This window comes from Bradyrhizobium sp. USDA 3315 (assembly GCF_054056795.1).
The window spans coordinates 5,842,095-5,858,300 of the sequence record NZ_JBSRYP010000001.1 but is presented as its reverse complement, the minus strand read 5'-3'; the positions used below and the strand labels follow the sequence as shown (position 1 = coordinate 5,858,300).

17 protein-coding genes are annotated in these 16,206 nt (G+C 66.6%); 7 read left to right on the top strand and 10 right to left on the bottom strand.

Annotated features, from left to right (window positions below; genetic code table 11):
• The first annotated feature begins 86 nt into the window (after nt 1-86).
• Nucleotides 87-1,082 (top strand): P1 family peptidase, encoded by a 996-nt coding sequence (locus ACVIYL_RS27230; protein ID WP_253607965.1) that lies wholly within the window; start codon nt 87-89, stop codon nt 1,080-1,082.
• A gap of 170 nt (nt 1,083-1,252) precedes the next feature.
• Here ACVIYL_RS27230 and ACVIYL_RS27225 read toward each other — a convergent pair whose 3' ends face one another.
• The gene (locus ACVIYL_RS27225) at nt 1,253-2,044 is read right to left on the bottom strand and encodes an EF-hand domain-containing protein (RefSeq protein WP_253607964.1); all 792 of its coding nucleotides are present in this window, start codon (nt 2,042-2,044) and stop codon (nt 1,253-1,255) included.
• 252 nt (nt 2,045-2,296) lie between these two features.
• On the opposite strand from ACVIYL_RS27225, the gene rpe reads away from it, so the two are divergent.
• A complete protein-coding gene (gene rpe, locus ACVIYL_RS27220) occupies nt 2,297-2,998 on the top strand; it encodes a ribulose-phosphate 3-epimerase (protein ID WP_028339914.1) in 702 nt (233 codons plus the stop codon).
• 13 nt (nt 2,999-3,011) lie between these two features.
• On the opposite strand, the gene ACVIYL_RS27215 is transcribed toward rpe, so the two are convergent.
• The 7 genes from ACVIYL_RS27215 to ACVIYL_RS27185 all read right to left on the bottom strand — a co-directional run bounded on the left by ACVIYL_RS27215 (nt 3,012) and on the right by ACVIYL_RS27185 (nt 8,759).
• Nucleotides 3,012-4,490 (bottom strand): serine/threonine protein kinase, encoded by a 1,479-nt coding sequence (locus tag ACVIYL_RS27215; protein WP_253607963.1) that lies wholly within the window; start codon nt 4,488-4,490, stop codon nt 3,012-3,014.
• Nucleotides 4,491-4,495: 5 nt separating this feature from the next.
• The gene (locus ACVIYL_RS27210) at nt 4,496-5,236 is read right to left on the bottom strand and encodes a metallophosphoesterase family protein (RefSeq protein WP_456780276.1); all 741 of its coding nucleotides are present in this window, start codon (nt 5,234-5,236) and stop codon (nt 4,496-4,498) included.
• 107 nt (nt 5,237-5,343) lie between these two features.
• The gene (locus ACVIYL_RS27205) at nt 5,344-5,937 is read right to left on the bottom strand and encodes a TetR family transcriptional regulator (protein WP_456780275.1); all 594 of its coding nucleotides are present in this window, start codon (nt 5,935-5,937) and stop codon (nt 5,344-5,346) included.
• Nucleotides 5,934-6,068 (bottom strand): hypothetical protein, encoded by a 135-nt coding sequence (locus tag ACVIYL_RS27200; RefSeq protein WP_016843141.1) that lies wholly within the window; start codon nt 6,066-6,068, stop codon nt 5,934-5,936. Before ACVIYL_RS27200 ends, ACVIYL_RS27205 begins: the two co-directional genes overlap by 4 nt.
• A 621-nt stretch (nt 6,069-6,689) precedes the next feature.
• A complete protein-coding gene (locus ACVIYL_RS27195) occupies nt 6,690-7,298 on the bottom strand; it encodes a hypothetical protein (protein ID WP_253607961.1) in 609 nt (202 codons plus the stop codon).
• On the bottom strand, nt 7,291-7,980 hold the full coding sequence (locus ACVIYL_RS27190) for a hypothetical protein (protein ID WP_076828495.1): 690 nt from the start codon (nt 7,978-7,980) through the stop codon (nt 7,291-7,293). Before ACVIYL_RS27190 ends, ACVIYL_RS27195 begins: the two co-directional genes overlap by 8 nt.
• Complete coding sequence (locus ACVIYL_RS27185; RefSeq protein ID WP_253607960.1) at nt 7,977-8,759, bottom strand: MotA/TolQ/ExbB proton channel family protein; 783 nt, start codon at nt 8,757-8,759, stop codon at nt 7,977-7,979. Before ACVIYL_RS27185 ends, ACVIYL_RS27190 begins: the two co-directional genes overlap by 4 nt.
• A 244-nt stretch (nt 8,760-9,003) precedes the next feature.
• Between ACVIYL_RS27185 and ACVIYL_RS27180 the strand changes: the two genes are divergently transcribed.
• The 3 genes from ACVIYL_RS27180 to ACVIYL_RS27170 all read left to right on the top strand — a co-directional run bounded on the left by ACVIYL_RS27180 (nt 9,004) and on the right by ACVIYL_RS27170 (nt 12,385).
• Nucleotides 9,004-10,374 carry a histidine kinase gene (locus tag ACVIYL_RS27180; RefSeq protein WP_076828560.1) on the top strand — a complete coding sequence of 457 codons (1,371 nt, stop codon included), beginning with the start codon at nt 9,004-9,006 and terminating at the stop codon, nt 10,372-10,374.
• A 1-nt stretch (nt 10,375) separates the two neighbouring features.
• Nucleotides 10,376-11,044 carry a response regulator gene (locus ACVIYL_RS27175; protein WP_253607959.1) on the top strand — a complete coding sequence of 223 codons (669 nt, stop codon included), beginning with the start codon at nt 10,376-10,378 and terminating at the stop codon, nt 11,042-11,044.
• Nucleotides 11,045-11,212: 168 nt separating this feature from the next.
• Entirely contained in the window at nt 11,213-12,385 is a 1,173-nt protein-coding gene (locus ACVIYL_RS27170; protein WP_076828489.1) for a M20 aminoacylase family protein, read from the top strand.
• Between the two features lie 55 nt (nt 12,386-12,440).
• Here ACVIYL_RS27170 and ACVIYL_RS27165 read toward each other — a convergent pair whose 3' ends face one another.
• On the bottom strand, nt 12,441-13,463 hold the full coding sequence (locus ACVIYL_RS27165; protein WP_057018413.1) for an agmatine deiminase family protein: 1,023 nt from the start codon (nt 13,461-13,463) through the stop codon (nt 12,441-12,443).
• A 138-nt stretch (nt 13,464-13,601) separates the two neighbouring features.
• Nucleotides 13,602-14,165, bottom strand: coding sequence for a cytochrome b (locus tag ACVIYL_RS27160; RefSeq protein ID WP_253607957.1), 564 nt, complete (start codon nt 14,163-14,165; stop codon nt 13,602-13,604).
• Nucleotides 14,166-14,349: 184 nt separating this feature from the next.
• On the opposite strand from ACVIYL_RS27160, the gene murI reads away from it, so the two are divergent.
• Both murI and ACVIYL_RS27150 read left to right on the top strand, forming a co-directional pair.
• On the top strand, nt 14,350-15,147 hold the full coding sequence (murI, locus tag ACVIYL_RS27155) for a glutamate racemase (protein ID WP_057018411.1): 798 nt from the start codon (nt 14,350-14,352) through the stop codon (nt 15,145-15,147).
• Nucleotides 15,148-15,206: 59 nt separating this feature from the next.
• Entirely contained in the window at nt 15,207-15,983 is a 777-nt protein-coding gene (locus ACVIYL_RS27150) for an HpcH/HpaI aldolase family protein (protein ID WP_092088568.1), read from the top strand.
• The last annotated feature ends 223 nt before the right edge of the window (nt 15,984-16,206 follow it).

The window sequence follows — 16,206 nt, the reverse complement described above, 5'->3', positions numbered from 1 at the left end:
GTCTCCGCCCGCCCGTGCCCGACGGTTGATGCATCCGTCGCGGCTGCTATACCGGATCGATCGGACAGCAGGCGGATGGACCCATCGTGAAAAACCTTCTCACCGATATTGCCGGCGTTGCCGTCGGCCATGCCGACGATCCCACAGTCGCCTCCGGCGTCACCGCCATCCTGTTCGAGCGGCCGGCGGTCGCCTCGATCGATGTCCGCGGCGGGGGTCCGGGCACCCGCGAGGAAGCGCTGCTTTCGCCGCACAACGTCGTCGAGGCAATCGACGCCATCGCGCTGTCCGGCGGCTCGGCGCACGGGCTCGACGCCGCCGGCGGCGTGCAGGCCTGGCTCGCCGAGCGCGGCCGCGGCTTCCGCATCCGCGACGCGGTGATCCCGATCGTGCCGGGCGCGATCTGCTTCGACCTGCTCAACGGCGGCAACAAGGCGTGGGGACGCTTTCCGCCCTATCGCGACCTCGGCTACGCGGCGGCCAATGCCGCCTCCGATGACTTCGAGCTCGGCAGCGTCGGCGCCGGCATGGGCGCGACCACGGCCAACCTGAAGGGCGGCCTCGGCTCGGCGTCCGATATGACCGACGACGGCGTGACGGTCGCGGCGCTCGCGGTGGTCAACGCGGTCGGCAGCGTCACGGTCGGCAGCGGCCCCTGGTTCTGGGCGGCGCCGTTCGAGGTCGGCGGCGAATTCGGCGGGCGCGGCCTGCCGCCCTCGTTCACGCCGGACATGCTGAAGGCGCGGCTGAAGGGCGGCGCCGACGCCAGCGCCGCCGAGAACACCACCCTCGTCGTCGTGGTGACCGATGCGCAGCTGACGAAGCCGCAGGCGCGGCGGCTTGCGATGATCGCGCAGACCGGCATGGCGCGCGCGATCTATCCGGTGCACGCCCCGCTCGATGGCGACGTGGTGTTTGCCGCCGCGACCGGCGCCAAGCCGATCGATCCGCTGTTCGGCCTCACCAGGCTCGGTGCGCTCGCCGCCAACACCGTGGCGCGCGCCATCGCCCGCGGCGTCCATTCAGCGACCGCGTTGCCATTCGCCGGCGCGCTGCCGAGCTGGCACGATCGGTTCGGTTAGGCGAAGGGTTTTACAGCCCGGCGCCGCCTTCGTCATTGCGAGCGAAGCGAAGCAATCCAAATCCATCTCGCCGCTTGCGGAGACATGGATTGCTTCGTCGCTTCAGCGCAAAATTGCTTTGCAATTTTGTCGCCGAGCTCCTCGCAATGACGGCTAGTAGCAAATTCGCCTTAGGCCCTGACCGAAATCGCAGCGAAGTCCTGCGCCGAGATCGCCTTCGCCTGGCGCTGGATCAGCTGCTCGACGATATTGTAGGACGAGGCCGCGTTGAGGGTCGCGGAGGATGCGGCCGGCGTCGTCATCGCCACCTTCGAGCCGTCGGCATAGGTCGTCGTCGTCGTGGTCGAGCCGTCGCTGTTGGTCACCGACGTCGAGGTCGCACCGTCGAGCGCCTGCATCAAGGGATCGGAGCTCGATCCGCCCGCGCCGGAGCCGGATCCGTCGGTCGAGCCGCTGGCCATGTGATGGCGATGATGGCCGCCGCCCTTGTGGCCCTGCAAGGCCTGGGACATCTCGTCGAGGCTGACGTTACCGTCGCCATTGCTGTCGAGCTTGGAGAACACGTCGTCGGCCTGCGCCGTGTTGGTGCCGCCGGCGCCGAGCGCGTTCTCGAATTCCGACTGGGTGATCTTGCCGTTGCCGTCGGCATCGATCTGCGAGAACAGGTCCTTGAGCGCATCCGAGCGGCTGGCCGCCGTCGGGCTGTTTGAAACCGCGGTCTGGGACTGGCTTTGCGCGGAAATCAGCGCGCCCATCGTCAGCGGCGAGATCTGCGGAGAGCCGCTGCCCGAGCCGGTACCGGTGCTGCTGCCTGTCGACGTCGATGTACCGGTCGAGGGGGCGAACAGGCCGGTGGTCTTAGTCCCCTGACTGGAGCCGCCGGTCTGGGTCGTCGACTTCGACGACATCAGCGAGCTCAAGAGGTCAATGGCCGACGACGCAGCGCCAAGGGCGAACAGCATGGCAATACTCCAACAGGGCCGCGCCTGGCGGCTCTAACGCTGGTCAGTGGCTGAGCAAAGGGCGTGCCATGGCAAAAACCCAGTAAAACCAGGCGTTCCCACTTCGAAGCGGGTTCCGCGCACCCGGCAAGAGCTGCCGCCGGCGGAAGAATTTTCCGGTCGCAGAGCGCCGTCCGCTCGCATTGCCCGCCACGCGTCCGCATGTTAGGCGGACTCACCCGTCGCCCCCTGAAGTCTTCCGGAACAGCTGACATGACTCAGTCATTCACCCCGCGTCCCCTCGTTATCGCTCCGTCGATCCTGGCGTCGGATTTCTCAAAGCTCGGCGAGGAGGTCCGCGCCGTCGACCAGGCCGGCGCCGACTGGATCCATCTCGACGTGATGGACGGACACTTTGTGCCGAACATCTCCTACGGCCCCGACGTCATCAAGGCGATGCGGCCGCACACCAAAAAGATCTTCGACGCCCATTTGATGATCTCGCCCTGCGATCCCTACCTGGAAGCGTTCGCCAAGGCGGGCTGCGACCACATCACGGTGCATGCCGAGGCCGGCCCGCATTTGCACCGCTCGCTGCAGGCGATCCGCGCGCTCGGCAAGAAGGCCGGCGTCTCGCTCAATCCGGCAACGCCGGCGAGCGCGATCGAATATGTGCTCGACCTGATCGACCTCGTGCTGGTCATGTCGGTCAATCCCGGCTTCGGCGGCCAGGCCTTCATCCGCTCGGCGATCGGCAAGATCAGCGATGTCAGGGCGATGGTCGCGGGCCGCCCGATCGACATCGAGGTCGACGGCGGCGTTGCACCCGACGTCGCGGGCCAGCTCGCGGCCGCCGGCGCCAACGCCTTTGTCGCGGGATCCGCCGTGTTCAAGGGCGGCACGGTCGAGGCTTACAAGACCAACATCGCCGCGATCCGCCATGCGGCGGCCGAGGCACGCGGCGAAGCGATCTGATGATCCGGGGGAGCTAGAACACTGCGGGCGGCGTGGCCGCGGCATTCGCCGCTTGCTCCGCCGCCTCATCGCCCTCGCCGTCGTCCGCTTGCGACGCCAGCCGCGACGGCCGCACCACGGTCACCGTGCACGGCGCTTCCCCCGCGACCCTGGCGGACACGCTGCCGAGCAGCGCGCGCCGCAGCGAGTTCTGCCGCGCGCCGATGATGATGTGGTCGACCAGGTTGACCGCGGCGAATTCCAGGATCGCGGCGGCGGGATCGATCGCCTCCAGCACATGCACGGTCAGCCGCCCCTCCTCGAGCCCGAACGGCCGCGCCCAGTGCTGCAGCGCCACCAGGCGGTCGACATGCTTGTTCTGGCCCTGCTCGTCATGGGTGCGGTCGATCGCCAGGCGATTGAGCTTCAGCACATTCACGCAGGCGAGCCGCGCCGACGGCGAGGTCGACAGCACCCGCTCGGCGGTGACGCGGATGGTGTCGTTCAGTGCCTCGGCACCCTCGCCGATATCGAGCGCGACGGCCACGATCGGGCTCGAGGCGAGCTGGGCCGCGACATCGGACTTCGGCCGCGGCGGCACCGCGCCGAGATTGAAGCGGCGGCGCCAGACCGTGCTGAGCGGATCGCGGCGCAGCCGCTGCGCCCGCGCCGTCAGCTTCACCTGATCGGGATGGCCGAGATCGAAGGCAAGCTGCGCCGCGGTCGGATAGCGCGCGGCGGGGTCGATCTCCAGGCAGCGCAGCACGATCTCCTGCAGCCAAGGCGGATAGTCGGGCTTCAGCTCGCGCGGCGGATAGGGGTCACGCCACAGCCGCCGGCGCATGCCGCGCAGGCTTTCGGTCTCGCCGAACGGGCGCACGCCGGTGGTGAAGAAATAGAGCAGCACGCCGAGCGAAAACAGATCGCTGCGCGGATCGTCGCGGACGCCGAGCAGGCGCTCCGGCGCCATGTAGGGCGCGGTACCGTAAGGCAGCCGAAACTCCTCCTGCAACAAATCGGGCAGATGCCGGTGATGCGAGAGGCCGAAATCGATCAGCACCGCCGAGCCGCGCTCGCGGAACATGATGCTGCTCGGCTTGATGTCGTGATGGATGACGTTCTGCCGGTGCAGGCTGGCGAGCGCGGTGGCGACCTTGCCGCCGATCACCCTCACCTCCTCATACGGCATCGGCAGCTCGCCGAGCCGCTTGTAGAGCGTCTGCCCGGGGATGCGCTCCATCACGACATAGGCCTGGCGTTCGAAGTCGCCGGTGCCGAAACAGGCCGGCACGTGCGGCCCCGACAGCCGCGGCAGGATCATCTGCTCCATCTCGAAGCTGACGATCGCGGCCGGATCCTCGCCCTCCGAGGTGAGCGGCACCTTCATCAGCAGCGGCACGGTGATGCCGGGATGGGTGACGCTCCACAGCGTCGCCATGCCGCCGCGGTGCACGCGTTCGCCGATGGTGAAGCCATCGATCTCGGCGCCCGCCTGCATCGCCAGCGCCGCCATCGGCGTCACCGGCCGAGCGGCAGGCGGTCGGCGAGCCAGTGCGGCAGGCCGTTCGCCTTGATCCGCGCCGCCGCGGTTGCGACGTCGTAGGGCACGCGATGAAAGGTGATCTCGCGGCTTATGGTATCGAACATCGCAAACGACGCCGCGGGATCGCCGTCGCGTGGCTGGCCGACCGAGCCGAGCACCGCAAGCCAGCGCCGCCCCGGCAGCAACTGAACGGCGATGCCCGAAGTCGGAACGAAGCTCGTCATCTTGGCGGTCGAGGACATCGAATAGAGGCCGGGACGATGGATGTGGCCGCAGAACGTGATCTGCAGCTCGGTGGCCATCATGCTGCGCGCGGCGTCGGCGGTGTCGCGCACGTAGCGCCACCTCGCAGGCTCCGAAGCTTCGGAGTGCACGTAGAGCCGATTGTCCTCCTCCCGCGACATCGGAAGCTCGGCGAGGAACGCCTTCTGCTCGCCGCTGAGCCGGCCGCGGGTCCAGTCGATCGCGGCCTGCGCCTCGGCATTCATGCTGTCGCTCGGTACGCCGATCGCATTGTCATGATTGCCGCGCACCGCGACCGCGCCCTTCGCGACGAGGTCCATCACCGTGTCGACGGCCCATTCGGGATCGGCGCCGTAGCCGACGATATCGCCGAGGCAGATCAGCCGCTCGGCGCCGCGCGCATGCGCAGCGTCGAGGCAGGCGGCGAAGCCCTGCCGGTTGGCGTGAATATCGGCGAACAGTGCAAGCCGCATCGTGATCCGCGTTGCTGATCCCTATCCGATATCAAGCACACGCGGCCCCGGGCCGGCAATCGGGCCAAAGGCATCAGGTGGTCAGGGGATGTCGGCAGAAAGCTCAGCTAGGGCTTGCAGACCCGCAGGCCCTTCAGCAGCAGGGCCAGCAGCGCATCGATCCGCCCCGGGCATTCCGGCTTGGCCCATTCCTCAGCATGCGCCGGGTGATGGTAGCGGATGGTGGCGTCGAACACAGCGCGCGCGGTCGCCTTCACATTGTCGATCTCGAACACGCCCTGCGCGACACCGTCGGACAGGATTTTCGCGATCAGATCGACCTGCTTGTCCTTGTAGGCTTCCACCACCTCGCGCGCGTCCTGCGCCAGCGCCAGGTAGGTCGCGAACATCTCGGGATCGTCACAGACCTTCTTCTGCTTGATCGTGAAGGCGGTGCGCAGCCATTGCTCCAGCCGCTCCGGCGCCGGGCCATCGCCGGCTGCGATCTTGCACAGCGGCTCGTTGGCGCGGTCGAGCCAGCGCTTGGCGACGGCATCGCGCAGTGAGGCTTTGCTGGGGAAGTGACGGTAGACGCTGCCGTGGCTGACATCCAGCGCGCGGGCAACGTCGACAACGGTGGCCTTGGTCAGCCCGAAGCGCCTCAAGACATCCTCAGTTGCCTCAAGGATCCGCTCGGGTGTCAAAACCACCGCCTCGTTCATGCGTTTACCGTCTGGTTATCGCTGTCCTGCCCGCGGGTGAACTTGGCGGCCTGGGCGGCCAAGTGGCGGGCGACGCGAAGATTGAGCCACTGTTGAATCTGGGCGGTCAATTGAAAGATTTCTATGGTCATGGAGGTAGTCCTTCGAGGTAGTCAAATTAAGTCCGGCTCCGCCGGCCAAACGCCGGAACAGCCACTGGGCGCCCTCCTCCCTTGGGCTGATGAGTATATACACCATCCCGCTGACAGATTTCAATATCTGTCAGACAATATTTTGTGAAATGACAGCGATCCTCCCGGGCAAGCCCCCGGCTGATGGGCGCTACAACGTTCCGTGAGCAGCGGGGGCGATCTGCCAATCCGCGCCTATGTCTCGCTCGGGGCTACCTGGGAGAGACTTGCATGGACCGGCCAGTGACCTTGAAGGAGATCGCCAAGATCACCGCGGGCGCGGTGGTCTCGCTTGTCATTGTCGGGTGGCTGATGGTTCTTGCGATCGCATTCCTGACGGTGCTGTGAGCCCGCCTCGACGCGCCGGCCCCTCGCCGTACCTTGCCACCGGAATCGAAAGGGGCCGCTTCACGCAGCGGCCCCTTTGCCGGGAAAAATGGCTTGGGGATAAAATCTAGCCCCGGTTAGCTCCAAGAGTACACGCTTCAGGCAATTGAGGAATTCCGGATGATTACTGTCCATCCCGCTGACTGATTATTCCCGATCCCTATTTTTGTGCCACCCTCCCGGGGAGGCATCCCGCTATCGCTGCTCGTCCTTGGGCGGCATCCGGGGCGGCGGCAGCGGCGTGAACACCGACCCTTGCGCGCCGGCCGGCGGGGCCACGAACGTCCCCGTCGTGGAATCACCGCCGGTCGTCTCCAGGATCGTCTTCGGCGTGATGTACTCCCTGACGAAGTCCATGATGGTGCCGTCGCCGCCGCCGAAATCCGCCGCCCGTCCGCCTTGCGGGTGCCCGGCCTTGATCTCGTTCTCGGCGGTGTGGGTCTGCTCCGCCAGCGCGTCGCTATAGGGAATGCGGAAAGCGCGCGGGATCGCGCTCGGCCGGTTGTCCTCGTCAAGCTCCTCGACCCAGAGATAGATCGAGCCGGGGTCGCCCTCCAGCGAATGCGGCTCCACGATCCGCGTCGACAGCAGCTTGAAATTCGCCGGCAATTTTTCCGCGGACGCCCAGCCGAGCAGATCGCGCATGCCGCCGAAGCTGACGAAATAGAACGCGCTGGTCACGACGATGACGACAGCCTTCAGCGACCAGTGCAGCCGCGCATAGACCAGCACGATCAAGAGCAGCGCACCGACCACCGCGTATGCGACCGCAAGCGTGAGGATCACCGACTGCAAGCTAATCATTGCGGAGCACCCTGACGCCGGATTTCGGGACGCCGGTGTTCGGATCGAGGTCGCCGCCGTTGCGCCAGCTGCTGCGGAAGGTCTCGAGCAGCGATTTCGGCCGCCGGTCGACGTTGATCACCTTGCCCTCGGCATCGAGACGAAACCTGACCGCGGTCTTCTCGTCGCCGGTGTGATCGACGGTCAGCTTGTCGTCGAAGATCACCTGCGCGGTCGGATTGAGCTTCTGCACCTTCACATTGGCCTGCACTGGCTGGCCGGTCGTCGCCTGGAAATGCGAGACGTTGACGGTGTATTCGCCGGCGACGACGCCGCGCAGCGTGACGATCTCCTCGCGGATCGGCGATGCGATCTTTTTGCCGTTGACCACGATGAAGTCGTTGGCGCCGCCGCGGTCGTCGCGATCGAGCGTCAGGAAGCCGGCCTCGCGATGCCGGTACCAGGCGATGTTGCCGGCCGGATCCTGCACGAACAGGTCGAGATCGTCAGGATGGTTGTCCGGCCAGTCCATCGTGATGATGAACTCCGCCTTGGATTCGATCTTGCCTTCCTTGGAGTCCGGCGACACCGCAAGCAGCGCCAGGAAGAACAGGAAGGCGATGACCTGCAGCGCCTTGAACAACATCACGCCGAGCGGATCGAACGGCTCCTCACGCGGATAGAGCCCGAACTCATCCATCATGACGGCGTACCGAGGCGACGTTCCAGGGCCGGCGTGACGTGCGTCTCGGTCAGCACGACGGCGTCGGAAAACACCCGCTGGGTCGCGGAATCGAGCATGTAGTACTGGATCCGGACCAGGATCGATCCGATCAGCCCGGCCAGCGTCGTGTACATCGCGACCGCCATGCCGTCGCTCATCAGGCCCATCGACGATTTCATCGCGACCTTGTCGGCGGCATCCAGCGAAGCGATCGGCGCCAGCATGATGATGAAGCCGATGATGGTGCCGAGCAGGCCGAGCTTCATCAGCGTGTCGGAGACGAAGGCGCCGAAGCCGTTGGACCCGCGCAGCCGGTCCGCCAGCGTCCGCAGCAGCAGGGTCTGGTCGATGCGCCCCTTGGCCTGCGCCTCGGCCTTCTGCACCAGGCTCTTGATGTGATCGGTGACGAGCCCGCCGGGCAGGCCGCGGGCATTTGATGCGAGCGCCCCTGATGCAAGGATCTTGGCGCCATCTGGCGCGGCGAGGATGGTGCGGCAGGAGCGCGCGACCTCGCCTTCCCGCGCGATCGCCCGCGTCCGCCAGAAGCAATGGATGCAGGTGACGATGTAAAGGACGGCGATGACGCTGGAAATGTAGGTGCGGTCGGAACTGATCATGAGGCGGATCAGCCCGTAGCGCCACAGCAGGAATGCGGCGAACACCGAAAGGCCGGTGAAGATCATCCAGAGCAGCAGGGCGCTGCGCTCCGCCGCGTCCGTGCCGGCCGATGCGGCCGCGACGTCGACCTTGGCATCCATGCTGCGTGAGCTCCCTGTGTTCCGTGAGGCGCGGCGCGGGCCTCACCTTCCGTTAGAGCAGAGCCGGCCTGCGCCGTCCAAAGACATCTGCCCAGATTCCGTCAGGCAAATTTCCCGACCTGCATAGCTTCGCATGCTTGCGATTGGCGGGGAACAGCGGTGCTGTTAGCATCGCACCTCTCGTTTGAGCATGACCAGCCGCTTCTCTCCGTTCCGGATCATGCTCTGGCCGTGGAGTGATCGCATGCGCCTTGTGCTTCAACTGGTCGCCCGCCTGCTCGTGATCGTCGCGCTATGCCTCGGCGCGGCCACCGTCTGGGCCACGATCGACGCCTATCGCAGTGTCGATCGTGCCACGCAGGCATCCGCCGAGCGGGTTTCGCAATCGCTCGAGGCGCTGTACTGGCGCGAATTGCTGCTGCGCAGCAACCGGATGCGCGAGCAATTGCTGCCGGCACCGGACTGGCGCACCATCGAAACCATGGGCCTGATCGCGCCCGGGATCTGCGTTCAGTTCGAACCGGCCGGCGCCTTCGAGAAGCCGCTCTGCGGCCAGAGCAAGGGGATCGGCAAGGCGCCGCCGCGCTGGTTCGCGGCCACCGTGCAGATGATACTCGGCGATCACGCCACCGTGGAGCGGCCGATCAGCGCCCGCGCCGCGACCGCGGGAACCGTCCGCGCCATCGCCGATCCGGACGCCGCGATCGCGCTCGCCTGGCAGCACATTCTCGACAACATCCATGTCGCGCTGTTGATGGCCCTCGCCATCGCGCTGCTCGCTTCGCTTGCGATCGCGCACACGCTGGCGCCCGCCCACTCGATCGTGTCGGCGCTGCGGCGGATGGCCGACGGCGAGTACCGTACGCCGCTGCCGCGCGTCCGCTCGATGGAGCTCGCGATGATCGGGCGCGCCGTCAGCGATCTCGGCGACCGCCTCGCGCTTGCCGAGGAGGAACGCACGGTGCTGACCAGGCGGCTGCTCGAAATCCGCAACGACGAACGCCGCACGCTGGCGCGCGAGCTGCACGATGAGTTCGGCCAGAATCTCACCGCGATCCTCGCCTTCGCCAACACGATCGAGGCAAGCGCCGGAGACAAGTACGCCGCCGGCACCGAAATTGCGCAGGATGCACGGATGATCTCGCAGGCGACGCGCCGCATCATGGCGTGCCTGCGCGATACACTGAACCGGCTGCGCCATCCGCCGGCCGAAGAGCTCGGGCTGGAGGCAAGCCTCGTCGATCTCGTCGACAGCTGGCGGTCGCGCACGGCGCAGCCGATGATCCAGCTCGATCTGCAGGGCGACCTTGCCGACATCAGCGGCACGGTCGCCGCCACCGCCTATCGCGTCGCGCAGGAATGCCTGACCAATGCGCTGCGCCACAGCTCGGCGCGCGAGATCGTGCTGCGGATCGAGCGGCGCACCGGAAGCGAGAACGCCCTGCTGGTGCGCGTCGAGGACGACGGCGGCGGCGATGCGGCCAAGGTGGCGCAATCCGCGGGCTTCGGCCTCACCGGCGTCAGCGAACGCGTCACCGCCCTCGGCGGCTCGCTGTCGATCGCGCGCGCCAGCCGCGGCCTGTCGGTCGCCGCCACGATCCCGCTCGCCGCCTGAGATGACAACCGTGACGACGACAACGGCGAAGATTCGGGGCATCTCGATCCTGCTGGTGGACGATCATCCGGTGGTCCGCCAGGGCTACCGGCGCGTGCTCGAGCATCAGGACGATTTCCACGTGGTCGCCGAAGCCGACAACGCCGCCAGTGCCTATCGCGCGTTCAAGTCGCACCAGCCGGACGTGGTGGTGATGGATATCTCGATGCCGGGTGCGAGCGGACTGGAAGCGATCCGCAACATCCGCGCCCGCGACGCCGACGCGCGCATCCTCGTCTTCAGCATGCACAGCGAGGCGGCCCAGGTGAAAGCGGCATTCGGCTCCGGCGCCAGTGGCTTCGTCACCAAGGGCAGCGAACCGGCCGAGCTGATCGCGGCGATCCGCTCGGTGGCGCGCGGCGAGCATGCGATGAGCGACGACGTCGCCCGCGTGCTGGCGATGGAAAGCCTGGTGCCGACCCGATCGGCGCTCGACCAGCTCGGCGAGCGCGAGATCGAAATCCTCCGGCAGCTGGCCGCCGGCAGCACCAAGGAGCAGATCGCCGCCAACCTCAACCTCAGCACCAAGACCGTGCAGAACTATCACTACCTCATCAAGGCCAAGACCGGCATGCGGACCGACGCCCAGCTGGTCCGCCTCGCCGTCGAATGCGGGCTGGCGAATTTGTAGCCCGTTCCCGTAGCCCGGGTGAGCGCAGCGACACCCGGGGCTGGTTGTGCATATCCCCGGATATCGCTTGCGCTCATCCGGGATACTGACGCCATTCCCGCGTGACAAGTCGGCGGGTTACGCTACGCTGACCCGCCCACCAAAGTTCACAAGAAACGGACGCTCCCCATGCCCATCGTCAATCGCGTTGCCGCCCTCTCGGATGAAATGGCCGCCTGGCGCCATGACTTCCATGAGAATCCCGAACTGCTCTACGAAGTCCACCGCACCGCCGGCATCGTCGCCGACAGACTGCGCGAGTTCGGCTGCGACGAGGTGGTGACGGGGATCGGGCGCACCGGCGTGGTCGGCGTGATCCGCGGCCGCAAGTCCACTTCGGGAAAGACCATCGGCCTGCGCGCCGACATGGACGCGCTGCCGATCGCGGAGGCCTCGGGCGTCGCCTACGCCTCGAAGATTCCCGGCAAGATGCACGCGTGCGGCCATGACGGCCACACCGCAATGCTGCTCGGCGCCGCCAAATATCTCACCGAGACGCGCAATTTCGACGGCACCGCGGTCGTGATCTTCCAGCCCGCCGAGGAAGGCGGCGCCGGCGGCAAGGCGATGGTCGACGACGGGCTGATGACCCGGTGGGGCATCCAGGAGGTCTACGGCCTGCACAACATGCCCGGCCTGCCCGAGGGTTACTTCGCGACGACGCCGGGCCCGATGCTGGCCTCGTCAGACACGTTGAAGATCGTGGTCCACGGCAAGGGCGGCCACGCCGGCGCCGCCCCGCACGAGGCGGTCGACAGCGTGCTGATCGGCGCCCAGATCATCAATGCGCTGCAGTCGATCGTATCGCGCAATGTCGACCCGCTGAAATCGGCGGTCATCTCGATCACCATGTTCGAGGCCGGCACCGCGTTCAACGTGATCCCGGAGACCGTGACGCTGGGCGGCACCGTGCGCACGCTCGATCCCGGTGTGCGCGACCTGGTCGAGCGCCGGATCGGCGAGGTCGCCTCCAGCATCGCCAAGGCCTATGGCGGCTCGGCCGAGACGGATTATGGACGCATGTATCCGGTGACGTTGAACCACGCGCGCGAGGCCGGCGTCGCCGCCGAGGTCGCCCGCGATGTGGTCGGCGCCGACCGCGTCAACGACAATCTGGTGCCGGTGATGGGCGCCGAGGATTTCGCCTTCATGCTGGAAGCGCGACCCGGCGCGTTCGTCTTCCTCGGCATGGGCGACGGTCCGATGTGCCACCACCCCGCCTACAAGTTCAACGACAACATCCTCGGCCACGGCGCCTCCTACTGGGTGCGGCTGGTCGAGAAGCAGATGCCGGCGGGCTAGCGCCGCTCGTGCAGCCACGGCCCGGTCGCCCGCTTCGCGACCGGGCCGCCAGCTTTCACAAGCGCGGCTGCTGCTGCGTCACGCAGTGGATGCCGCCGCCACCGGCGGCGATGCCGTCGATATCGAGCTGGATGATTTCCCGGTCCGGGTACAGGTCGCGCAGCTTGTCGCGCGCGTTGCGGTCCGCTGCCGCATCACCGAATTCCGGCGCGATCACGGCACCGTTGCAAACGTAGAAATTGATGTAGCCGGCGGCGAAGCCGTCGTCGTTTCCGTACTTTGGACGGACCGTCGACGGTCCCTGCAACTCCACGACCTTCAGGTGTCGACCTCTTGCGTCTGTCGACTTGCGCAGGATTGCCAGGTGTTCTCTCGTCACCTCGTAATCGTCGAACGACGTATCCATCTCCAGGCCCGCGACAACGACGCCCGGGCTGGTGAAGCGCGCGTAGAAATCGGTATGGCCGTCGGTAATGTCGTCTTTGTTGTGACAGCCGGGTAGCCAGATGATCTTGTCCAGTCCGAGCAGGCGAGACAATTCGTCTTCGCATTTCGCCTTGGGGACGTCGGGATTGCGATTTGGGTTGAGGACGCAGCTCTCGGTGATGATGGCCGTCCCCTCGCCGTCGACCTCGATCCCGCCGCCTTCCAGCACCAGATCGGCCTTCAAGAAGATTGCCTGCGCGGCTCCGGCCAGATGCTCTGCCACCTTGGCATCGCGTGCATATAGATGCTGCTTGCGTGCATACGGTTGCGGCTTGTTGCCCCAGCCGTTGAAATTGAACCCGACGGCGCCGAGCTGCCCGGCCGGATTGGTCACGAAGACCGGTCCGGTATCGCGCAGCCACACATCATCGAGCGGTTGAACGACGAGGCTGACCGAGGGACCGCACAGCCGCGCGGCGATGTCGTAGTCCTCCTCGCGCACGAGCATCTTCACCGGCTCATAGACCGCGATTGTCTTGGCAACGCTGGCGAGATTATTTCTGATGACGGGAAGCAGCTTCGTGCCCCAGAGCTCCACGTCGGCGCCAAAGGCCATCCAGGTGGCGGCATGCGGGGCGCCCTCGTCCGGCATGCGCCAGTTCGTTTGATGTCGTGCAGAATCGTTCATGAGCATTCGAACCGCGATGGCCGCCCCCGTTCGTCACAGGGTAGCGCAGGTGTCCCCGCGCGGGCGACCATTTTTGGAACGCACAGAGCCGGCCGCCCCCGCCTAGCGGGCGGGGTCGACCTCGCTTGTCCCCACCATCCGCGCGGCGACACGGTCGCGCTTGACGAAGTGGTGGAGGGCGACCGCGGCGAGGTGCAGCACGATCAGCGCCAGCAAGACATAGGCGAAGAAGATGTGGCGATCCTCAAAGGCATCCGCCGCCGCCTTGTCGGGCGAGGTGATCTGGGGAACGTGAAACAGGCCGAAGAAGCTCGAATAATCCTGGGCGCGGGCGCCGGAATGCGCCCACCCCAGCATCGCCACCAGGAGGGTGACGGCGTAGAGCGCGCCGTGGCTGACCCGGGCGGCGATCCGCTGCCAGGAGGGCATCTCGGCCGGCAGCGCCGGCGTCGGGTTGACGCCGCGCCAGACCAGCCGCAGCACGGTGAGCAGCAGCACCAGGTAGCCGATATCGGCGTGGATCGAGCGGTAGAAGAACTTGTCCGCCCGCGCCGGGACGTGGTTCATCCACCAGCCATAGGCCAGCATGCCGATGATGGCGATGCCGAGCACCCAGTGGAACGCGCGGGCGAGCGAGCCCCAGCTCGCGGCGGTATTGCGGATCATGTCGCGTGGCCCCCTTGCGGCCGCATTTTTGGATTTCACACGTCGCAGCAATAGTTTGCCGTGATACTTGCAGCTATCGGTCAAGGCCATGTGAAATTCCCGGCTTCACCGCCTTTTGTCGGCCGAAGCGGCCGGATAGCCAAAAACAACTGAATGGTAACCCTGCTTCGGATAGAGTTTTCGCGTGTCCACTCCCCCGACCATCCTTGTGTTCGATTCCGGCCTCGGCGGCCTCACCGTGCTGCGCGAGATCGTCCGCGCCCGGCCCGACGCGCATTACGTCTATGTCGCCGACGACGCCTTTTTCCCCTATGGCCACCACGGCGAGGACGAGATCATCGCCCGTGTGGTGCCGCTGGTCGGTGAGCTGATCGCGGCCCACGCGCCCGACCTCGTCGTGATCGCCTGCAATACGGCATCCACCCTGGTCATGTCGCATCTGCGCGACGCCTATCCTTTGCCCTTCGTCGGCACCGTGCCGGCGATCAAGCCGGCCTGCGCCTCGTCGAAAACGAAGCGCGTGTCGGTGCTCGGCACAAGGGGCACCGTGAAGCGCGAATATACCCGCAAGCTGATCTCGGACTTTGCGCAGGGCTGCGAGGTGACGCTGGTCGGCTCCGGCGAGCTCGCCTCGCTGGCGGAGGCCGCCCTCAGCGGCGCGAGCGTGCGTGACGAGGATATCGCGGCCGAGCTCGCGCCCTGCTTCGTCGGCGATGGCGCCCACGACCCCACCCGCACCGACACCGTCGTGCTCGCCTGCACGCATTATCCGCTGCTGCTGGAACGCCTCAGGAGGCTCGCGCCCTGGCCGGTCGACTGGATCGATCCGGCGCCGGCGATCGCACGCCGCGTCGCCGACCTGCTCGGCCCTGCCGGCCACGAGAGCGACCAGGCCGGCGCCGAGATGATCTTCACCTCGAAGCGCCCGCACGCGCTGACGGAAGCCTTGACGCCATTCTTCGGCGGCCGCGTCCCGGCCTGATCCTTTTCGCCGTCACAACGCGCTGCTAGCCTCTGCTCTCCTTCGAAGGAGGACCGAATTTGACCGCAGCCCCGCTGACGCCGCTCAATCGCCTGCGCGAGGCGTGGCGCGACAAGCGCCCGACCTTCGGCGCGATCGCGACCATTCCGAGCATCCAGACCGTGCAGATCATGGCGCAGTCGCTGGACTGGATCATCGTCGATCTCGAGCACGGGCCGATCGATCTCGGCACCGCCCATGCGATGATCGTGGCGACCTCGGGCACGCCCTGCGTGCCGATGGTGCGGATCGCCGCCAACGAGCCGCATCTCGCCAAGGCACCGATGGACATCGGTGCGCTCGGCATCAATTTTCCGATGATCTGCAACGCAAGCGATGCGGTGAAGGCGGTGCGCAGCGTGCGCTATCCGCCGCAAGGCGACCGGCTCTGGGGACCGTTCCATGCGCCGTTCCGCTGGGGCGTCTCGATGAACGACTACATGGCGACCGCTGACGACGACATGATCTGCATGATCACGATCGAGCACGTCGATGCCGTGAACCGCATCGACGAGATCATGGCGACACCGGGCATCGACCTCGCGGTGATTGGACCCGGCGATCTCGCCACCTCGATCAACAAGCGCGGTCTGCCCGACGATCCCGAAGTGGTCGCGCTGATGCAGCGCGCCGAACAAGGCATCATGAAGAGCGGCGTGCCGATCGGCGGCGTCGCACGCACCGCCGAACAGGCCAATGCGATGATCGAGCGCGGCTACCTCGCGCTCGCGCTCGGCTTCGACTGGTCGCTGTTCCAGCGCGGCATTGCGGCCGCGTTCGCGGGGATCAAGCGGTAGGCGTCAAACGCGGCCGCGCGGCGCTCCGCTTGTTCACAGCTGCCGGCGAGCAGGTTCCAGTCACGTCGTGAAGGAACCGCGGGTGCAACTTCCGGCATCGCGCCTGCGACGGAGTGAACGATGCGTGTCGCCGATACAGCTCGTTCGCCTGAGTAGCTCATGAATAAGCTGCGCAAACCTGCGCTATTGGATGAACCGACTAATCCCAACGTCGCAAGTGCAC